Source organism: Chryseobacterium sp. OSA05B (assembly GCF_019970065.1).
Lineage (GTDB): Bacteria > Bacteroidota > Bacteroidia > Flavobacteriales > Weeksellaceae > Chryseobacterium.
Genome location: NZ_JAHXYH010000002.1, coordinates 644,893 through 664,854 on the forward strand (window position 1 = coordinate 644,893; position 19,962 = coordinate 664,854).

The following is a 19,962-nucleotide window of genomic DNA, read 5'->3' on the forward strand; positions in this document are numbered from 1 at the left end:
TGCTATAAAGCTATTAAAAAATGATATTCAAAATCTATTTTTAAAGCTAAATTTTTAAAATTGTAGTAGAATTACGACCATATCAACAGAGATTTCCTGTTATGGAAATTAGATGATCAATAAAAAAAAGTGATTAATCTGTTTCTTGATAAGAAAACTTTACTACTGTTTTGTTTTTATAGTTCATAAGATGTTGTTTGTAGAGGACGTTAATGCATATTCTGTATAAAGTCTTTCGTATTTAAAGAATTGACTAGATTTGTAAAATAACCGGTCCAAAACACAATAATCATGAAGACTCGTTTTTTCTACACTTTGCTGATATTAATAACTTCTGTAAGTCTAAGCCACGCAAAAACCTATACAACAGATCTGGAGAAACTCTTTTCCATAAAACCTGATACTGTAAAAATCAAAGAGTCTTTTAACCAAGATGATACTTCCGTTAATGAATTTTTGAGGGACAGATTGAAACCTGTACGCAGCAATTTCAAAAGAATAAATTCCATTACAAAATGGAGTTCCATAAAAAAGAAAGATATAGAAGGAGAATCTGCAGAAGGTGGCGAAGCTGTATTTTATGAGCAGAAAGGACGCCTGGAAAAGATAATAGCAAGACTTTACGGAGAAATGGGGCAGGTGCTCACTGAATATTATCTGCTTAACGGAAAGTTGTCTTTTGTTTTTGAAAAAATATATACCTACAACCGGCCTATGTTTTATGACGCCAAAGCCATGAAAGAAAATAATGACACGGAAGCTTTTGACTTTGAAAAATCAGAAATAGAGGAGAACCGGAATTATTTTGAAAAAGGAAAACTGCTTCATGCAATCAATAGCCTAGATTGTGGAGCGCCTTTCAGTAGTGATTATATGGCTGAAGAAGAGAAAAGATTTTCGGAATCATTTCAAAAACTATTGAAATTGAGGAATGAGAAATAATGTTATGAGTGTAACAATTTATCAATGTAACAGTTTACCAATGATTTAATCAATCCAATATTTTAAATCATTTAATTAATAATCAAATCATCAAATCATCCCATCAACAAATCACCACCTCTGCAGATTCCCCGGCAGCACACCCTCTGCAGGAAGGTTCAGCCGCCGGATCTACAGTTCCGTTTCAGTATAGGTCAACGGGATTTGGAATAGACTTATCAAATATATATTTTGCTGACCAATACCGGAAACGGAAGTTAATATGGACTGTGTGGACTGTTGTTTTCTCGTTATATAAAAGAGGTCATTTTGTGTAACCTGTTCAGTGTTTCTATAGATTCTAATATTCTGGTATTGATCTATTCTTACACTGCTCCATTGTTATATTGTTAAACTGCTCCATTGTTACATTGTTTAAAAACTTATGGATTAGAGATAATCAATGTTGAAGGAATATCAGATAGCCACAGACTCTTACTGTCGATCAGGTTTTTCCAGCTTTTGCTGCTGACCAGCATCAGATCCTGTGCGTTCAGAAATTCTTTCTCGATCTTTTTCTCGTTGTATAAAGTGATGTGATTGGGAGCTACCTGCTCAATGCTTCTGATCAGCTCCTTCACCTCAATATTGTTGCGGATCTGTCCTGCGGCATCCAGAATAATGATCTGTGAATTGTTATTGTTGATCAGTCTTTTGGCATATTCCAGAAGATAAAAATCGCTGAGGTTGAAGATCGGTACAAATACCCTATCGGCAGATTTAAAATCTTTTTCTACCATAACGCCTACCGGAATATGGGTTTTATCCAGAATCTGAAGCGTAAAATCGTCAAAAGGAGAGTTGTTAAAAATATTTCCTTTGCCTTTTACCGTGTTCAGAAGTTTTTCCGGGTTGATGATTTTGGTAGTGAATCCTAAAAGCCTTCCCAGTAAGCTTCCTTCATACATAGATTTACCCAGCATGATCAGGAGAAGATCGTAATTTCCTTTATTGGAGATCCCTGTAAGGTCGCTTTCAATATCTGTGGATGCTTTGAAAAGGGTAGTCACTTCCAGTTTCAGGTCATGGGATGTTTCAATCACGTTTTTGAACTGAGCATCTTCATACTCATTGATGTCGTAGGCATGCATTTCGTCTACCGGAGCGATATTCACAGCGGTAATGCTTTTGTTGCCGTTCATTTTATTAGTGAAATCGTGAGCCAGCTTCAACAAAGTACTTCCTGATTCAGGTTTGTCAAAAGAGAGCAGTACACGGTATTTGGAATCATTGTCGTCATGAGTTTCCTCGTTGCTGCTTTTTTTAGATTTAAAAATAAAATTGATAAAGTCTAAGGCAGGTCCTGTCATAAAGGTGGTAAACAGGGCCATAATAACCAGCATCGCAAAGATTTCCGGACTTAATACCCCCAGATCATACCCGATATTCAGGACGATAAGTTCCATCAGTCCCCTTGTATTCATTAAGGCACCGATCGTCAGACTTTCTTTCCAGTTGATTCCTACGAACCGCGCCGTAAGGGCACTCCCTATAAATTTCCCGGTAACCGCGGTTAAGATGATAAATCCTGCTGTCAGCCAAAGGTGACCGTCATTCAAGAGTCCGATTTGTGTACGTAAACCTGTGAATACAAAGAAAAGAGGAAGCAAAAGAACTAAAGCTACGTCTTCCACCTTATCAATGAAAAGCGTACGGAATTTTGCATTTTCCGGCATAATTGCTCCAGCCATAAATGCTCCGAATAAAGCATGAATACCAATCACCTCAGTAGCATAAGCAGAAAGAATAAGTGTCAGGAAGAAAATAGCGACCATCGGTTTGCTGATGGTGTTTTTGCCCGCCTGAAGATCTCCGATTCTTTTCAGGAATGGTCTCACAATTTTGATCATTAAAAATACATAAGCGATAGCCATGATGATCACGTAGATGGAACTGGTGAAAGAACCTGCTTTTACAATAGCAATAACGGCTGCAAGGATACACCATGCTGTAATGTCATCGGCCGCGGCACAGGTAATCACAATGGTTCCCAGTTTCGTTTTCTGAAGGTTTCTTTCCTGAACAATCCTGGCCAGTACCGGAAATGCCGTAATACTCATCGAAATAGCAATAAAGAGCGCAAATGATGTAAACTGGATGCCTTCCGGTGCAAATTCCTGATAGACAAAATAAGAAAGTCCAATACCCAGAGCAAAAGGGATGATGATACTCGCGTGGCTGATCACTACGGCGTCATGAGCTTTTTTTCTTAATACACTCAGATCCAGTTCCATTCCAACGATGTACATGAACAGAATAAGTCCGATCTGGCTTAAAAACTGTAAGTTACCTAAGGATTCTTTCGGAAAAAGAAAAGCAGAGAATTCAGGGAAATACATCCCGAGTAATGAGGGCCCTAGAACAATACCTGCGATCATCTCGCCTATTACGGTAGGCTGCTTGATTTTCATACAGATCCATCCGAAAAGTCTGGCGACCAGAATAATGGTCACAATCTGGGCAAGAAGCAATGCCAGCGGATGGTGAAGATTGGCCTTAAAAGATTCTTGGAAATTTTCCCAGGTAGAGCCGGTGCTTGTTTTAGTGACTATGTTTTCCTTGATTTCCAGCGTCTGTCCCTCTATAATAAAGAAGTACATCAGGCAGGAAAAAAAGGCAATGGTGGCTATGTAAAAAATTAAATTTCTGTATTTTCCCCAGTTCATGATTCCTAATATTTTAATGCAAAGTTGATGAGAATATATTGATGTTAAATACGCTTATTCTTAAAATGTAATAAATGTTCTAAAAAATGTAATAAAAACGGGATGAGGTTTTGAACAGTGAAGCTGGAAGAGTGAGGGTGGAAGTTACTGTGGACATTTATTATAATACCTGTCTCAAAATTTGCTTGAAGCAATCCTAAAAGTAATGAAACTGTATCTCAGTTATGTTTCAGAACTCAATAGCCTCCAGCTTCCATCTTCCTTACTTCAGAAGTCTATCTGAAAGAATATCCCAATCCGATTCCTACTTTCCAGGCTCCGTTTTCTGTGGCGTTTTTTGTGTTATAATAGACCGGGATCTGAAGTGCAATTTTCTTGTAAACCGCGGTAATACCGGCTCCTAGGTTGGGAGTAACAGGACTGTTTTTGGTTCCTGAAGAACGGTCCTCTTTAATTCTAAGTGAAGGAAGCATTCCGGCGATCAGTTTAAGGCCTTTATGGGTAAAGCTTACATTCGGACCTGTAAAATTGATAAAAGCTCCATGATCCACATATCCGGCCGCTACAATTCCGTCGAAAAAGGAGGCTTTGACCTTTGAACCTGTTTCCTGTGAAAAGCAAAGCCCGGATATGAGAATTCCTGCTGCATACAGACAATTTTTCATTATAAAATCATTTAATCAGCAGCAAAAATACACTGGAAAGGTGGTGTAAAAGGAGAGGATGTAATGAAACCGTCACATTTTGCAGTAAAACCACAAAGGTCTGAAAGATCTACTTTCCGAAGAGCTCCATTAATGAATGTTTATAAGCTTCTCCGATCTGAAGTTTCAGGAATTGATCACCTTCCGACTGAATCGTGGTAATGATTTCGTTGGTGGAAAATACTTTGATGGAAGACAGCGCAATGATCTCCTTTTTATTTACCTGGGCGAAGTCTTTGGAAGGGAGCATTTCGAGAAGTGTCTTAAAGCTGAGGTTTTTGAGGACGATGGTGGTTCCGTCGTTCAGGATAATATCTTTGTCCCGGCTGTCGATTTCTGAGGTTTTAATATAAGCGATCTGTTCCGTAAAAATGACAGTTCTGCCGATATTGGTATTCCATTCGATCAGATCTTTTTTGTGAGGAACATCTACGAGTTCTTTAGCTTTTTCGAAGGCCTGAATCAGTCTTTCTTTTTTGATGGGTTTTCTCACGTAGTCTACCACATTCAGGTCAAAAGCTTCGGCTGCATATTCTTTGTATGCGGTGGTAAAGATGATCTTTTTGGAACCGGAAATAATTTCGGCTACCTGAAGTCCGGTCATTCCCGGCATTTCAATATCCAGTATACAGAGATTGCAGTCGAGGGTATCGATCTCATTCAGGAAAATTTTAGGGTCGTTAAATGCCTTTACCACTTCTACATTTTCGATCTGCTCGCATAGAAGTTTTAAATAACTGATGGCCAGTAATTCATCGTCAAGAATAACGCATTTTATCATAGAACTCTCCTAAATTGATTTTTAATTCTGCTGTGAAGATACCGTTTTTTGAGCTTTTTTCGAGCTGATAATGGTTGCTGTAGATCATTTTAAGCCTTTGATCCAGAGACTGGCTCCCGAAACCGCTATTTTCTTTGGCAAGAACGTTTTTTAAGGAAGCTTTGTTGCTGACTTTCATCGTGAAAATTCCGTTTTCAAGTTCCAGATGGATTGAAATAAATGAATCCTGGGCCAGAAAATCAGTGTGTTTAAAGGCGTTTTCAATAAGATCAACAGAAATCAGCGGGGCGAAAACCTTTTCTTCATACACCGTATCTGATTTATTGATTCTCGACTTGATCCTGAAATCAAAAAGTGGGTTGATCTTTATTTTATTGATCTCGATAAGGCTTAATGCGAAATTCAGCTCTTCTTTGGGGCTTACAAATTTATTATTGCTTTCGTATAAAATATAATCCAGAACATTCGCAAGCTTATCCAGCGACATATACGTCTGGTAAGCATGGGACTGGACAGAATTCAGAATGTTTTTGAAGAGATGGGGATTCAGCTTGGTACCGATATGCTCCAGCTGGACTTCATTCAGCTTCTGTTCAATGATCTTATTCGTTTCGGTAAGACGGGTGTTTTTCTGTCTGAACCTGCCGTTCTGGCTGAAAAGATAAATACTGACCGTAAGCAGGAAGAAAATAGCAAATACTCCAATGAATATCAGGTAATCGTGGATCATGTAGTAATTGCCTTCCATAAAGTAGCGGTTAATGATCTTTTAACAAAGTTAGTAAAAGATCTTCAGGATTATTTAAGTTTCTTCAGGCTGTTTAAAGTGACCGTTTCCTCACATTTTTCAAAAGTAATTTCATACATCGGATTTTTCTCCGGATACGCAATCACATAGTCCGGACAAGGTTTTTTCTGAGCATGACTTCTGTCGAAATCTACTTTTCCGTTGGTAATGATACTGTCTTTTATAAATTTCTCATCAATTTTATAGGTAGTCATTTCGTTCTTAGCCTCTTCAGAATATTTGAATTCCTTAGAAAGTGTTTCTGCGATCACACGGCTGTTGGGAAGATATCCGCTGCAGCTCGCGCCTTTTTTGTTCAGAATAAAAAATACAAGAATCAGCCCTGGAATAAGGCCTATTAAAAAGAATTTAATTTTTTTCATTAGAAAATTAAAAGATTGATATCGTGGTAAGTAAGTCCGAAACGGTCGCAGATCACTTTTTTGGTGTGTCTTCCTTTGTACATGTATAAGCTCTGCTTCATTTCGTTTTTGCGGATCAGCATATTTTCAAAACCACCTTCTTCATCGTAGTTCAGGATGTAGGAAAGGAAGAAATTGGAGATGGCTTTTGTTGTGGTTCTCGGCATTCTTGAGGTAAGGTTCGGAAGTCCGCAGTGGATCACACCGTGTTTGATGATGTAAGGATCTTCCATCGTTGTAAGCTCAGATGTTTCGATCACTTTACCGTTATCTATGGTAATATCGATGATGACACTGCCTTTTTTCATTTTCGCGACCATTTCTTCGGTAACGATAGGCGTCATATTTAATCTTGGAAGGGCACCGATCACTACATCTGCTCGCCTCAAGGCTTTGCTTAATTCTTTGGGATCAATGATGGAGGTTGGAACTCTGCTGTCTACAAGGGTGTGAAGTCTTCTCAGCTTGGAAAGTGAGTTGTCAAAAACCCTTACGCTGGCCCCAAGTCCGATGGCAGCTTTTGTGGCAAATTCGCCCACAATTCCTGCGCCTAAAATAACAACTTCTGCTGGTCTTACTCCCGTGATACCGCCCAGCATTAAGCCGTTTGAAAGAGCAAGAAGTTCGGATGCATATAAAATAGAAACGGTTCCTGCTATTTCGCCGACGAGTCTTACCAGAGCAAGCTGTTTGTATTCGTCAACGATAAATTCAAAAGCAATAGCATTGATCTTTCTCTCTGCCAGTTTCAGGAAATAATCTTTGTCTCTAAGGTTGATCTGAAGGGCCGAAACCAGATAGGTATTCGGTTTCATGAATTCAATTTCTTCTTCTGTAGGAGGATTGATCTTCAAAATAAGATCCTGTCCGAAAGCTTCTTTAGGATCATTGGTGATCTTTGCTCCGGATTCAGAATACTGAAGATCTGTAAAAAAAGAACCTTCACCGGCACCTGCTTCTATAATAAGCTCATGACCGTGCTCTACCAATACCTGTACCGCGTCCGGAGTAATGCAGGTTCTCCTCTCATTAAGACAGGTTTCTTTAGGAATTCCAATACTGAACTGTTTTCCTTTCTTTATAACTTCCAACTTTTCTTCTTTCGGCATCAATTCTTCTTCAGTAAAAGGAGTAAAAATATTTGTAGTACTCATTCTTTAAATAAATTATGTCTTACAGGTTGTTGTTTTACAATCGAATTTATAAGCAAAGATACATAATATTTACTCGAATGAAATTTCTCTTTCATCACCCGTATTCACGATACTCATTGTGTGGTAGTTAAGCCCGTAGAGCTCTTCTTCATACACTTCCGGCCATTCTATGATGCACAGAAAGGCGTTATCCAGGTATTCTTCAATGCCGATATCATAGACCTCTTCAATGTTTTTTAAACGGTACAGGTCAAAGTGATAGATCTTCCCTTTTGGGGTATTGTATTCGTTGACAATAGAGTAAGTAGGAGAGTTCACTTCATCCTCACTTCCCAGATTTTTGAGAAGAAACTGCGTGAACGTTGTTTTACCCGCGCCAAGGTTTCCTTTTAATAGAAGGATGTTATGCTTTAAGTCAGGAATGATCTTATCGACAACTTCCTGCCATTGTTGTAAGGATTGTATTTTCATCTATAAAATTTGGTTCAAAATTACAGATTTTAAAAAATATTGGAATGTTTATTTTTCGCTGCTTTTTATCTATATCAATAGTATTGGTTTTGAAAATAGAGTTACCATTAAAATTGTTTTAGGGATTGTTTTTTTATTAGTAATGTAACTAATATTTTAGATTGTATTCATTTTTATTTTATTTTTATCTCAAGAGAGTGATATTGTATTATGTTGATATTATATGATTTATATGTTTGTTGTTGATTGTTTTGTAATAGTTAATATAAAAATACGAAGGTTAAATATAGCAAGTATGCAACACCATAAAAGAAATCGAATGTGCCTAAACTTTGATTCATTTTTGAAAATTTAAAAAACCACACAATGAAAAAACTATTTCTATCCCTAATTCTAACGGTGGCTTCAGGAACTAGCGCTTTCGCGGCTTTTTCACATGAAGCAATTACTATTGAATTAAAGTCTGTAAAAGTTGACGATGTGCAATTTTTAAAAGGACTATGTACAATGCGCCTGACTTACACTAATCCCAATACAGGACAAAGCACAAGTTGGATTGAATCATATGAGACAGCTACCGCAGGAGACTGCGGAAAACTTTTGGCTAATCGTCTTAAGCAATTGAGTGATAACGGAAATTAATCTTATTAAGACTGCCTATAATAATTTTTATAGGCAGTCTTAATTTTGAAAATCGGTACAAAGAAAGTTCAGATGAAGAACAAAATTTTTCTTATTTTAAGTTTATTGATGTTTATTTCCGGACAGTCTCAAAGTTTACATATTAAATATGTTTATGTCAACCCTGTCAATTTTTTAGTAGATGAAGATTTATATATATCAGGCAATAATGCTTTAAGTATAAGAGACTCTGTCATGCTTAAAAAGGAAAAAAATCAATTGAAATTTGAAGGGAATAATGTTGAAATACTAGGAAAAGTAACGAAGCAAAAAACTAAATATTATAAGACTTCTTTAAATGAGACCTTAATTATTAATGAATTTATTGGGAAAAATTCCTATTGGATCTCTGATCAGGTTCCAAAAATAGCTTGGAATACAAATTTTGTAGAGACAAAAAAAATTGGAAAGTATGTTTGCAAAAAAGCAACAACCATCTTTAGAGGAAGCAAAGTAACAGCTTATTATGCCTCGAATTTACCCTTTAGTTTTGGACCCTATAAATTCAGTGGATTACCTGGTGTTATTTTAGAGGTTACGGAAGATGAGAATTCAGTTAATTCGTGGAAAGCAGACCTTATTGAATCTCATGTTTCAAAAAAAATAGAATTAATAGCTCCGAAGAATAATACGATTTCCTACGAGGAATTTGTTCAGCTACAGGAAAGTAAAGACCTAGAGGAAGTGAAAAGGCTAACTTCCAACCTTCCTAAAGGAGCAGTAGTATATATTGATTCATCAAAAAGAAATGGTATTGAAAAAAAATATGAATGGGAAGAGTAAGATGATAAAACTTCTGATTTGTCTGTTATTGTGTTCATTTTATTTTGGACAAAATAACAGGCTTGCATACGAATATACCTATAAAACGGACTCTTTACATAGAGAAAGAAAAGAAAAAGAAATGATGTTCCTCGATATTTCGGAAAAGGGTTCTAATTTCTATAGCTATCCCAGATATGTTTACGATTCTTTAAAAAATGCTCAGGTCCATAAAACGTCCTTATTAAAATTGAGTGAATACAACTTTTCAAACTTACAGGACAAATCGAAAGTGAAATTTTCAGTCAAGAAAATATATCCTGATTACGAAATTCTTCAGCAGGATCAAATTGGAACAACAACCTACACAATTAAAAAAAATAATACGTTGCATTGGAATATTCTTCCTGATAAAAAGAAAATCAAAGGTTTTACAGTACAAAAAGCAACAACTTTTTTCGGAGGTAGAAAATGGGTGGCCTGGTTTACAGACGAAATTCCAATTCAGGACGGACCTTATTGTTTTCATGGTCTGCCAGGTTTAATTCTGGATGTTGAAGATAGTTTGAGAGATCATGCCTTCAGTTTAATTGGAATTAAAAAAGAAATTCCTGATTTTGAAATAACTGGTACAGCCGGGACTATAATCTCACCAGAAAAATTCAATCAGCTTTGGAATAATTACAGGAAAAATCCTTCAGCCAGCATTAAAAATATATTTTTAAACTCTAATATTCAGGCTAGTGTAAGTTGGAACGGTGAAGAAATGAAACAAAGTGATATTATCCGAAATTTGGAGAAAAGAGCAAAAGAAGAGGTTGAAACGAATAATAATTTTATTGAATTGTCTTTGTATAAATAATGAAATTAAATGATCATAAAAAACCGGCTGAAAGATACTTCCAGCCGGTTCATCATTTAATCATATAAAGACTACTGTTTAATGATCTTATGGATAACGGTCTGGCCATTATTCAGTGTTACCTTAAGGATGTAAATTCCTGAAGCTAAATGTTCAAGAGATACTTCCTGTACCTGACCTCCTGTTTTCACAAGCTGCCCGGAGATAGTATACAGTTCAAAAGATTTTACCTTCTCCTTAGAATCGATTTTTACGAAAGATACGGCCGGATTCGGATAGATTCTGAATTGATTTTTTACCGTTTCAAGGGTAGATAAAGTACCTGCTTTGATTTCAAAATTATCAAAAGAAAGATCAAAATCTCCCGCCGTCCTGTTGGCATTAATTCTAACTTTTACAAACTGGTTTTGATAAGCGGCGAGAGAATATGCTTTTTTGATATAACTTCCTGTACCCGGTTCATTATTTACCGTTCCGATGGTCGTCCATGTTGCCCCGAAATCTGTAGAAATCTGTACATCAAAGTTCCCCCAGGTCGCTAGCTGTGCATACGGGCTGTTGTAGTTCGTCTGCTTATAAGAGAAGCTTAACTCATAATTAGCTGCATTCAGAGGTCCCACGCTGATGGTGCTGAATGTTCCGGTTGTTGAGCTTCCATACAGGTTTTTATACAGATTGGTAGCTGTAGTTCCGTTTCCAGTTGCACCTCTTTCTGCTCCTAGTGCAAACGATTGCGGGCTTGTTCCCGTTGTCCATCCCTGCGGGAAAGTGGTAGTCGTAAATTCTTCCTTCCATGGAGCCGGTGTTGTGGGGATAGTAGAGAATGCTACTGTTTTCCATGGACTTTTTTCTCCCGGTGAACAGATTCTTCTGATCCAGAAATAATACGTGCCGTTTGAAAGACCTGAAACTGTTACAGAATTGGTTCCTGCGGCCAAAGTTACAAACGTATTCGTATCTGCCGGTGGTGTATTCACCGTAGAAACAAAATATTCATATCCGGATGCCGGCTGTTGATTGTTAACGTTCGTCCATGAAATATTCGCTCCGTTGTAAGTTTCTGCATTTAGGGTCACTGAAGCAAGTTCAGTACAGCTTGGCGCCTGCTCCCAGATCACATCATCCACATACATATAAGACCATGTGCTTCCGTCCACTCTTCTGATTCCCAGATGATCGGCAGCTCCTGAATAATTGTTGATATAAACCACATACTCCTGATAGGTTGTTGTCAACGGTATCGTTTCAATGACTTCAACGTTGGCTGAAGAAGTCGTTCCGGTTAAAGCAACGATCTGAATTTTGATATCAGCCGAAGTTCTTCTCGCTTTAAAACGAAGTCTGTGTGTGCCGCTGCTGATGTTGGTCAGCTCAGGGCTTACCAGAATGATTTTCGTTGCAGCTTCAGTGGTCGTAGCACCATTTCCGTAAAAACTGATGTTGTTCGGTGATGAATTGGCATCCGTTGTTGTTAAGCTGATGGTTGGTGTAGAACCATTATTCGAAGTCAGAATTTTACCCCAGCAATTCGGAAGATTGTTAGTCCCGGAAACAGCATCAAAGTTTTCATAGAATGAAGAAACCGGCGTACAGGTCGTATAAATACTTACCGTACTGGAATAAGAGCTCTGACACTGCGTACTTACACTCTTTCCACGGATGAAATACTGGGTATTCGGCTGAAGTCCTGCAATATGCTGGGATAAAGTAGAAGCTCCCAGGGTAAATGGTGATCCCGGTACCATTGAAGTGAAGTTACTGTCCGAAGCTACTTCAATTATGGTATTAATGGGTAGTACACTTCCGTTTTCGGGAGTGGGCCATGTCACGTTAAATGAATTGGTGTTCGCGTTGGAAGCTGTAATCCCATTGACCGGAATCGGGCAGTTGGTGATCGAACTGCTCACCGGATTCTGTGTATTGTAAATAGGTCCGTTCGTACAGTTTGAATTCACAGCATAAACCGTGTAGGTATACTGATTATTTCCACGGATGCCGTTGTTATAATTGTTTTCAAAAGTGGTATTGGCTCCGTAATACGCTACATAAGCATTCAGAGAAGTATTTTCTCCCGTTGTGTATACAGTTCCGTTGGTTGGAGCATTAGGCACCGTTCCGTTTGCATTTCTCAGAATAAGGTATTTGTCAGCTGCCGGAGAACTCGCTGTAAAACTTCCGTTAATGATGATTCCTGTATTGGTTAAAGCCAAATTGGAAGGCTGTGCGACAGGAGCCATACATGGAGTAGGAACTGTCCAGTTAAAAGTTAAGCCCTGTGCTGCCAGAAAACTGTAATTACTCGCGATTCCTGCGGAAGAATTGCTTCCTGCTACTGTATTATTCCAGTTGCTGGTGGCATTTCCGGAAGCTGTTCTGTTGTTATAATCACTGCTAGAAGTTCCCCGAAGTCCTACCTTGGCATTGGTGGCACTTGGGGTTCCCAGGGAGTTCATGCTGTACACATATTTGATACTTCCGTTTTCGTGTAATCTCGCCTGGAAATTCCAGTCGTGGTGAGACGTTGCAGTGGCAGGAGAAGCTCCGTAAGGTCTGAAATGACTCCATTGAACGACAAATTCACGGTTGGGAGCACTTCCGGTCACCGCATAGTCAATAGATCCTGTTAATCCATTAATATTAAAAAGAGATTCAAGGTCAGCAGACAAAGGTGAAATCACCCCGGAATAAGAAATTCCCGAACCTATCGGATCTGTAGAGGTGGATGTTGTATTTCCAAAGCTGATGAATCCGTTGGCGTGTACTTTTACAGAATTAAATGCAGTGCCATTAAAAGGAAAAGAGAAAGGAATAACGTCATTCAATGTATAGACATTTTCATCCAGAAGACCTGTTCCGGTAGATGCTGTAGCTGTGGCAATATTGGTTGCGCCGGATATTGGTGTATACGTTCCCTGATTCTGTGAGAAAGAATAATAAGAGACAATCTGTGCATTCATAGAGGCCCATCCTGAGAGGACGAGAGCTCCGGCCATGCGTAATTTTGACCGCCTGAGCAGTTTAAAGAATTGAGTTGTAATCATGCTTAATGTTTAAAAATTTTCAATGCAAACTTATTATTTTTAATTAGAATTAATTTAAATAAGAATTGTGATATAAATCATTCTTTTCAGGGAAGTTTTTTTCTTCAAACTAAATATTTAATTTTACACTATGATTTCCAAACAGACCATAGACAAAATTTTCTCAACGATACGGGTAGAAGAGATAGTAGGAGAGTACGTTCAGCTGAAAAGAGCCGGGTCTAATTTCAAAGGGCTCAGTCCTTTTCATGATGAAAAGTCGCCGAGTTTCGTCGTTTCACCCAGCAAACAGATTTGGAAAGATTTCTCCACCGGAAAGGGGGGGACGGCAATTTCTTTCCTGATGGAGATCGAGAATTTCACCTATCCTGAAGCCCTTCGTCATGCCGCCAAAAAATACGGGATTGAAATCGAAGAAGATCAGCGTGAATTTTCCGAAGAGGCAAAGCATGCACAGACGGAAAAAGATCAGTTATACAAAATTCATGAAGTGGCGAATTCCTATTACCAGGAAATCCTTTGGGATTCCGAAGAAGGGAAAAGCATTGGTCTGGCTTACTTCAGAGAACGTGAGCTTAAAGATGATATCATTAGAAAATTCCAGCTTGGATATTCACCGGAAAAGAAAAATTCCTTTACACTTTACGCCGAAGAAAAAGGCTACACAAAAGAAATTCTTGAAAAATCCGGACTTTCCATATTCCCTGAGAATACACCATCCGGGATTGACCGTTTCCGGGAAAGGGTTATTTTCCCGATTCATAGTTTTTCGGGCAGGGTCTTAGGTTTCGGAGCCAGAATTCTTAAAAATAATGTAAAAACCGCCAAATATCTCAACTCGCCGGAAACGGAAATTTATCATAAATCTAATGTGCTTTATGGTTTAAATCAGAGTAAGCAGGCCATTTCAAGGAAAAACATCTGTCTTCTGGTAGAAGGATATATGGACGTGATTGCACTTCATATGTCCGGAATCGAAAATGTTGTAGCGAGTTCAGGAACGTCTCTGACAACGGAACAGATCAAGCTTATCAAAAGACTGACAGAAAATGTGACGATCCTTTTTGATGGGGATAATGCCGGAATTAAAGCCAGTTTCAGAAGTATCGATATGCTTCTTACGGAAGGGATGAACATTCGTGTCCTGCTATTTCCTGATGGTGACGACCCGGATTCATTCTCAAGAAAACATCCGCAGGAATATGTAGAAAAGTTCATCGAAAATGAAGCGATGGATTTTATTGACTTTAAAGCTGAAATTCTTTTAAAGGAAGTCGGAAATGATCCTATTAAAAAAGCTGAAGCCATCAGAGATATCGTAAAATCTGTAGGTTTTGTTCAGAATGCTTTAAAAAGAGAGGTTTATCTGAAAGAGGTTTCCAATAAATTCGGACTTTCGGAGCAGAGTCTTTTCAACGAATTGGATGTTCAGAAACAGATCACCCAGAACCAGACGCAACACGTTCAGCAGCAGAAAGAAAAAGTTCAGCCAAAGCTTGAAATTGTGCCTCTGGATGAGGAAAAAGAAGATCCTTATCTGTATGACGTCCTGTTTATGGAAAGCAAGCTTGTGGATCACATGCTGATGTTTGGAGATATTGTTCTGAAAAGGACGAATGAAAAAAACGAGGAGTATCAGATTACGGTAATTGAAGAGATCCTGCTGCATTTTGAAGAAGAGCAGTACAATTTTTTGGTTAAAGGGAATGAGATCATTATCAATCAGGTGAAAGACGGAATTCAGAAAGATGAGTTGAGAAGCGGAAACTTCTTTGTGTCTCTGATGGATGAAGAAATTACGTCAAAAGTAGTGGATGCACTGATGCCGTTGGATGAACTGGAGAACTGGGGATCCCGGAATATTTATCCCCCGAATTATGGCGACAAAATAGCAGAGCAGGTACAGGGCGACGTTTTACTCCATAAATACAGGTATATCGATTATCTGATCAAAGAAACAGCCCGACAGCTGGACCAGTACAGCGGAACGGATGAGGTAAAATACTACGAGCTGATCAAAAAAATCACGATGCTGAAACAGGCTTCCATCAGACTCAGTGATATTATTGAATATTCTCCGATCAAAGGCATCTACATCGACAGGAAAAGATAAATTGACAGACATTCCGCTGATCATCCTCCTGATATTCTGTGACAAAAAGTCCTATAAAATTTTAGGAATAAAAGTTGTAATTTAAACTTCGAAAATAGTTAATAATACATAATAGAAATATGGACATTAAAAAAGACTTCAGAGATTTCTCTGTAAAACATTTAGGAAACAACGGTTTGGTTACCGATCAGTATATGGGAATGTACGGCCCAACAAACCTTACGCCATATATCATGGAAGAAAGAAGATTGAACGTTGCACAGATGGACGTATTTTCACGTCTGATGATGGACAGGATTATCTTCTTGGGAACCGGAATCGACGATCAGGTAGCTAACATCGTAACCGCACAGCTTTTATTCTTGGAAAGTGCAGATCCATCGAAAGATATTCAGATCTACATCAACTCTCCGGGAGGAAGCGTGTATGCAGGATTAGGAATCTATGACACGATGCAGATCATCAAGCCGGACGTAGCCACAATCTGTACAGGAATGGCAGCTTCAATGGGTGCTGTTTTATTGGTAGCGGGAGAAAAAGGAAAACGTTCTGCACTTAAGCATTCAAGAGTAATGATTCACCAGCCTTCAGGAGGTGCTCAGGGCGTAGCTTCGGATATGGAGATCAACTTGAGAGAAATGCTTAAACTAAAGCAGGAACTTTACGAAATCATCGGTCACCACTCAGGACAGACTTACGAATGGGTAGAAAAGTCTTCAGACAGAGATTATTGGATGACTTCTGAAGAAGCGAAAGGCTACGGAATGGTAGACGAAGTTTTACAGAGATCTACAGAGAAAAAATAATTTCCTTTTTGGGAATAGTGAAAAACGCACCGGTTTCGGTGCGTTTTTTTTGCTTTATTTTTTTAACCACAAAAGGGACAAAAGTTTTTGAACACTTTAGTTATTTTGAAGTTGAATACTTTGAAAATAGAAGAGCACATAAGTTTTTATGAAAATCGAAGATTTTCAGGTGAGCAAAAATTCGCGGAAATATCAATCTGCTTTTCTTTAAGGTTATTGAAGATTATAGTCATCATGTATTCCCAATATCTGATTAGGATGGCATGTTTTAATATTTGTGATCCATTAACCTAGGAAGAAGAGGCGTTAAAAAAATGATTTCTATGAACGTTAAGAAAATTCTACTGTTTGAGTGCGGGACAAATTCTGATTCTAAATATACCTAACTACCGCACGAGTTTAGAATTTTTAGAGAATAGAATTCATTTTTAGCCGATGATTCCAGTCTTGAATTTTTGCTACTTTTGTTTCAAGACAAAAGTAAGGGATAAAAACACGTCAATTATTAAGTTATAAAATAAAAACGCGCCTCGGGGACGCGTTTAATCTATTTCTTAATGATCTTATGAACGGTAGTATTCTTAGACGTTTTAATTTCCACTAAATAAATCCCGGCCTTTAATGCCTGAATATTAATCTTTGTGGTATTTCCAGTTAATACTTTCTGTCCTGATACGGCATAAATATTCACTTCTTTAAGATCTTCATCAGTGTCTATTCTGATAAAATCACTTGCAGGATTAGGATAGATCCTGAATTCTTTTTTACTGCTTTCAGAAACACCTAACGTCAGATTCGAAGCTTCTCGTGGAGTAAATGGCAATCTCTCTCCGAAGCTAAGACCCAGCCAGTCGTTATTACCCAGCTGAATCTGAGCAAGATTGGTCTGTCCTCTCCAGCTTGAAAGATCTTTTCCTTTGTAAAGTTTCCAGGTATTGGTTCCGGATGCATTTCCGGTAAGGTTATTGAGAGACAGGGCACTGATCTGGTTGCTGGCTGATGTAAAATTAAAATAAGGAGCCTGAGCATGGATCAGCTGTAGAGCCTGTTCAGCGGTTAAACTTCCGTTGTATTTAATTCCAAAAACAAAAGAATGAGCTTGTCCGGCAGAACTGCTGGTCCCAAAATCGATAACAACGAGGCTGGTATTGCTTCCCGTTCCGATCCAGTTGGTGATCTGTGAAGAAGTGTACCAGGCAGAATTGTACGCTGCAACGGGAGGAGAAGGATGAGAAAGCGGAGGTGTAGTAAGAGTAGAACCATACCCAAAGGATGCACCGTACCATTTTCCATCAACAAGGGGATCATTGTTGGCTCCATTGTTAAGGTGCATATTTTCTGCGGTAGGTCCGGACCATGTAGACCAATAATCTTCCAGACTTGGAACGTGGTGATTGTAATTCATGCTGTAAAGAAACCCTGACGGTACTTCTGTTTCCAGTTTTGTATCCGCTGCATCTATGGCATTGATGAGATCTTCCATGGTAAGATTATTCGCATCATAACGGAAACCCCAGGCGTAAGATGTAGGATTGTTGCTGTCATTAAAATCAGCAATGAAATAAGCCTTTTTAGAGCCTGTTCCTACCCCGAATTTGATGTCATTCTCTGTAAACTGGGCATAGAATAGCTGCATACATAGCAGCAGGGAAAAAAGATAGATCTTTTTCATAATATAATTAAATTAAAGTTTTATTCCCGAAACTTTCCTTCCGGAAAAGAATACAAAATCCGTTTTCCTTTTCGAAATGAATGCAGATAAGGCAGGTCTCCTGGCTCGCTTCCTTAAATACGCCTTCCCGGATGGTAATCCAGTGGCATCATGTACCTAAAGTTTAAAAACAGCTTACAGTTGCGGGTACAGCCCAAGCATTGAATTTCTTCTCACTTGATTCCCTGTTAATGAACAGATGTTCAGCCTTAACTGCTGCAAATATATCATATAAATTTTTGAATGCGTTTTGTGAATTATTCTGTTGTTTACTCCTTTTGTTTAAGGGTTGGATATTTTTAAGATCGTGATTTTTTAATTTAATAAAGAATAGGCGGGAAGATTGTTGATATTCAGATTAATCTTGTGTTTAAAATTAATTCATCTAAAGATCTTATTGTTAAAATACAATTATTATTAAATTCAAGATCAGTTTACAATCAATATATACTTTCGCGGCATAAAAGTAATTATGAAAAAACTGCTGTTATCGGCCATCATATTCACAGCGCTCGTATCATGTAAAGATGACGACAAGATGAATAACCAGGATATCAATTATGCCAAGCTTCCTCAGGAGTTTCCTTTCTCCAAATTAGCAACGGTGAATGGCGTAGATGTCATTAATGGAGGATTTGGTTCCGGCGCTGCGGCACACCCTACCAGAAAAGGTGAGTTTTATGTGATCACAGACCGTGGTCCCAATACAGACTATCTGAACGGGAAAAAATTCCCGGCCCCAAATTTTACCCCAACCATAATGCATTTTAAAATTAATGCAGAAGGAAATATCGAAGTCATTAAATATATTAAGCTTAAAAATCCTTCCGGCCAACCGATTACCGGTCTTCCTAACCCTGCAGGAATGGGCAGTACAGGAGAAACAGCTTATGATTCGTCGGGAAATGTTTTAGGAACAGACAATTATGGGCTGGATAGCGAAAGTATCGTTGCAGCAGCAGATGGAACCTTTTGGGTTTCTGATGAGTACGGACCACACATTGTTCATTATAATGCAGAAGGAGTAGAGCTGGAAAGAATAAGTCCGATAGGTGTCAATACCGGATCACGAAAACTTCCGGCAGTTTTAGCCAAAAGAAGAGCCAACAGGGGAATGGAAGGATTGTGTATCACTCCGGACGGAAAAACACTCGTAGGAACGATACAGTCTACGATGTATGTCCCAACAAAAGCTTTGGCAACGAATACCACTTTAACCAGGATAGTCACTTTCGATATTGCGACAGGACAGACGAAACAGTATCTGTATAAGCAGAATGGCGGTGCTTCAGACTCGGTATGTGATATCACAGCCATCAGCAGCACAGAATTCTTAGTGATTGAAAGAGACGGGAATTTCGGATCGCAGGGCGGAACCAAAAAAGTATACAGAATCAATATAGCCGGAGCTTCAGATGTGAACGGAACTGATATTACAGCCGTTGATGGAATGAAAATCAATAATAAAGCTTTAGAGCAGTCTACATGGGATGAAATCACCAATGCCGGAATCAAGCCGGTGTCCAAAATTTTAGCCGTGGATCTGGTAGCAAAATTAGGATATGAACATGACAAATTTGAAGGAATCGTTTATTTAGGAAACAATAAACTGGCAGTCTTCAATGATGATGATTTTGGAATTTTAGATGACGGAAACGGAAATCCTAAAGCCAAGATCCTTCCTAAAACCGGAAAAGTAGACAAAGGAACAATGTATTTAGTCGATATTCAATAATTAGATTTTTTTAAGAAAACGGCGGCATCGAAGATACTGATGCGCTCGAAAACAGTTAAAAACCCTTGAAATGAGTTTCGTGTAAAAACGGCTTATTTCAGGGGTTTTCTGATTTCAGCACTAGATTTTATTAATATCGGTGAGATTTTATCTTCACTTAAAAACCTTAACCCAATTCAAAAAGAGACGGTTGATTACTTTATGGAGCAATACGAGAGGGAAATTGAGCATTTAGATAAATTATGCGTACAATATTCCGAATCATTTTCAGGCGATTCTGGCGTG

Annotated in this window: 16 protein-coding genes and 1 riboswitch; of the genes, 7 read left to right on the forward strand and 9 right to left on the reverse strand. The window is 38.4% G+C overall.

Annotated features, from left to right (window positions below):
• Positions 1-291 precede the first annotated feature (291 nt).
• Positions 292-942: a hypothetical protein gene (locus LC419_RS10435; RefSeq protein WP_223607276.1), complete on the forward strand. Its 651-nt coding sequence runs from the start codon at positions 292-294 to the stop codon at positions 940-942.
• Between the two features lie 422 nt (positions 943-1,364).
• On the opposite strand, the gene LC419_RS10440 is transcribed toward LC419_RS10435, so the two are convergent.
• The 7 genes from LC419_RS10440 to tsaE all read right to left on the reverse strand — a co-directional run bounded on the left by LC419_RS10440 (position 1,365) and on the right by tsaE (position 7,966).
• Positions 1,365-3,647 (reverse strand): cation:proton antiporter, encoded by a 2,283-nt coding sequence (locus LC419_RS10440; protein WP_223607277.1) that lies wholly within the window; start codon positions 3,645-3,647, stop codon positions 1,365-1,367.
• A gap of 275 nt (positions 3,648-3,922) precedes the next feature.
• Complete coding sequence (locus LC419_RS10445; protein ID WP_223607278.1) at positions 3,923-4,312, reverse strand: hypothetical protein; 390 nt, start codon at positions 4,310-4,312, stop codon at positions 3,923-3,925.
• 109 nt (positions 4,313-4,421) lie between these two features.
• On the reverse strand, positions 4,422-5,132 hold the full coding sequence (locus LC419_RS10450) for a LytTR family DNA-binding domain-containing protein (RefSeq protein ID WP_223607279.1): 711 nt from the start codon (positions 5,130-5,132) through the stop codon (positions 4,422-4,424).
• Positions 5,110-5,880: a histidine kinase gene (locus LC419_RS10455; protein WP_223607280.1), complete on the reverse strand. Its 771-nt coding sequence runs from the start codon at positions 5,878-5,880 to the stop codon at positions 5,110-5,112. Before LC419_RS10455 ends, LC419_RS10450 begins: the two co-directional genes overlap by 23 nt.
• A 50-nt stretch (positions 5,881-5,930) precedes the next feature.
• A complete protein-coding gene (locus tag LC419_RS10460; RefSeq protein WP_223607281.1) occupies positions 5,931-6,302 on the reverse strand; it encodes a hypothetical protein in 372 nt (123 codons plus the stop codon).
• Positions 6,302-7,495: an alanine dehydrogenase gene (locus tag LC419_RS10465; RefSeq protein WP_072922833.1), complete on the reverse strand. Its 1,194-nt coding sequence runs from the start codon at positions 7,493-7,495 to the stop codon at positions 6,302-6,304. The genes LC419_RS10460 and LC419_RS10465 overlap by 1 nt, the downstream gene beginning before the upstream one ends.
• Positions 7,496-7,564: 69 nt before the next feature.
• Complete coding sequence (tsaE, locus tag LC419_RS10470) at positions 7,565-7,966, reverse strand: tRNA (adenosine(37)-N6)-threonylcarbamoyltransferase complex ATPase subunit type 1 TsaE (protein ID WP_223607282.1); 402 nt, start codon at positions 7,964-7,966, stop codon at positions 7,565-7,567.
• A 366-nt stretch (positions 7,967-8,332) separates the two neighbouring features.
• Between tsaE and LC419_RS10475 the strand changes: the two genes are divergently transcribed.
• The 3 genes from LC419_RS10475 to LC419_RS10485 all read left to right on the forward strand — a co-directional run bounded on the left by LC419_RS10475 (position 8,333) and on the right by LC419_RS10485 (position 10,271).
• Positions 8,333-8,608, forward strand: coding sequence for a hypothetical protein (locus tag LC419_RS10475; RefSeq protein ID WP_223607283.1), 276 nt, complete (start codon positions 8,333-8,335; stop codon positions 8,606-8,608).
• 72 nt (positions 8,609-8,680) lie between these two features.
• Positions 8,681-9,430, forward strand: coding sequence for a GLPGLI family protein (locus LC419_RS10480; RefSeq protein WP_223607284.1), 750 nt, complete (start codon positions 8,681-8,683; stop codon positions 9,428-9,430).
• Between the two features lies 1 nt (position 9,431).
• Positions 9,432-10,271, forward strand: a complete 840-nt coding sequence (locus LC419_RS10485) for a GLPGLI family protein (protein ID WP_223607596.1) — start codon at positions 9,432-9,434, stop codon at positions 10,269-10,271.
• A 71-nt stretch (positions 10,272-10,342) separates the two neighbouring features.
• Here the strand turns inward: LC419_RS10485 and LC419_RS10490 are convergent, their stop codons facing one another.
• Positions 10,343-13,264 (reverse strand): T9SS type A sorting domain-containing protein, encoded by a 2,922-nt coding sequence (locus tag LC419_RS10490; protein ID WP_223607285.1) that lies wholly within the window; start codon positions 13,262-13,264, stop codon positions 10,343-10,345.
• Between the two features lie 178 nt (positions 13,265-13,442).
• Between LC419_RS10490 and dnaG the strand changes: the two genes are divergently transcribed.
• Both dnaG and clpP read left to right on the forward strand, forming a co-directional pair.
• Positions 13,443-15,425, forward strand: coding sequence for a DNA primase (gene dnaG / locus LC419_RS10495; protein ID WP_223607286.1), 1,983 nt, complete (start codon positions 13,443-13,445; stop codon positions 15,423-15,425).
• Between the two features lie 119 nt (positions 15,426-15,544).
• Positions 15,545-16,231, forward strand: coding sequence for an ATP-dependent Clp endopeptidase proteolytic subunit ClpP (gene clpP / locus LC419_RS10500; RefSeq protein ID WP_034726592.1), 687 nt, complete (start codon positions 15,545-15,547; stop codon positions 16,229-16,231).
• 547 nt (positions 16,232-16,778) lie between these two features.
• On the opposite strand, the gene LC419_RS10505 is transcribed toward clpP, so the two are convergent.
• The gene (locus LC419_RS10505) at positions 16,779-17,903 is read right to left on the reverse strand and encodes a T9SS type A sorting domain-containing protein (protein ID WP_223607287.1); all 1,125 of its coding nucleotides are present in this window, start codon (positions 17,901-17,903) and stop codon (positions 16,779-16,781) included.
• 72 nt (positions 17,904-17,975) lie between these two features.
• A riboswitch (cobalamin riboswitch) is annotated at positions 17,976-18,169 on the reverse strand.
• Positions 18,170-18,414: 245 nt separating this feature from the next.
• Between LC419_RS10505 and LC419_RS10510 the strand changes: the two genes are divergently transcribed.
• Positions 18,415-19,677: an esterase-like activity of phytase family protein gene (locus LC419_RS10510; protein WP_223607288.1), complete on the forward strand. Its 1,263-nt coding sequence runs from the start codon at positions 18,415-18,417 to the stop codon at positions 19,675-19,677.
• Positions 19,678-19,962 lie beyond the last annotated feature (285 nt).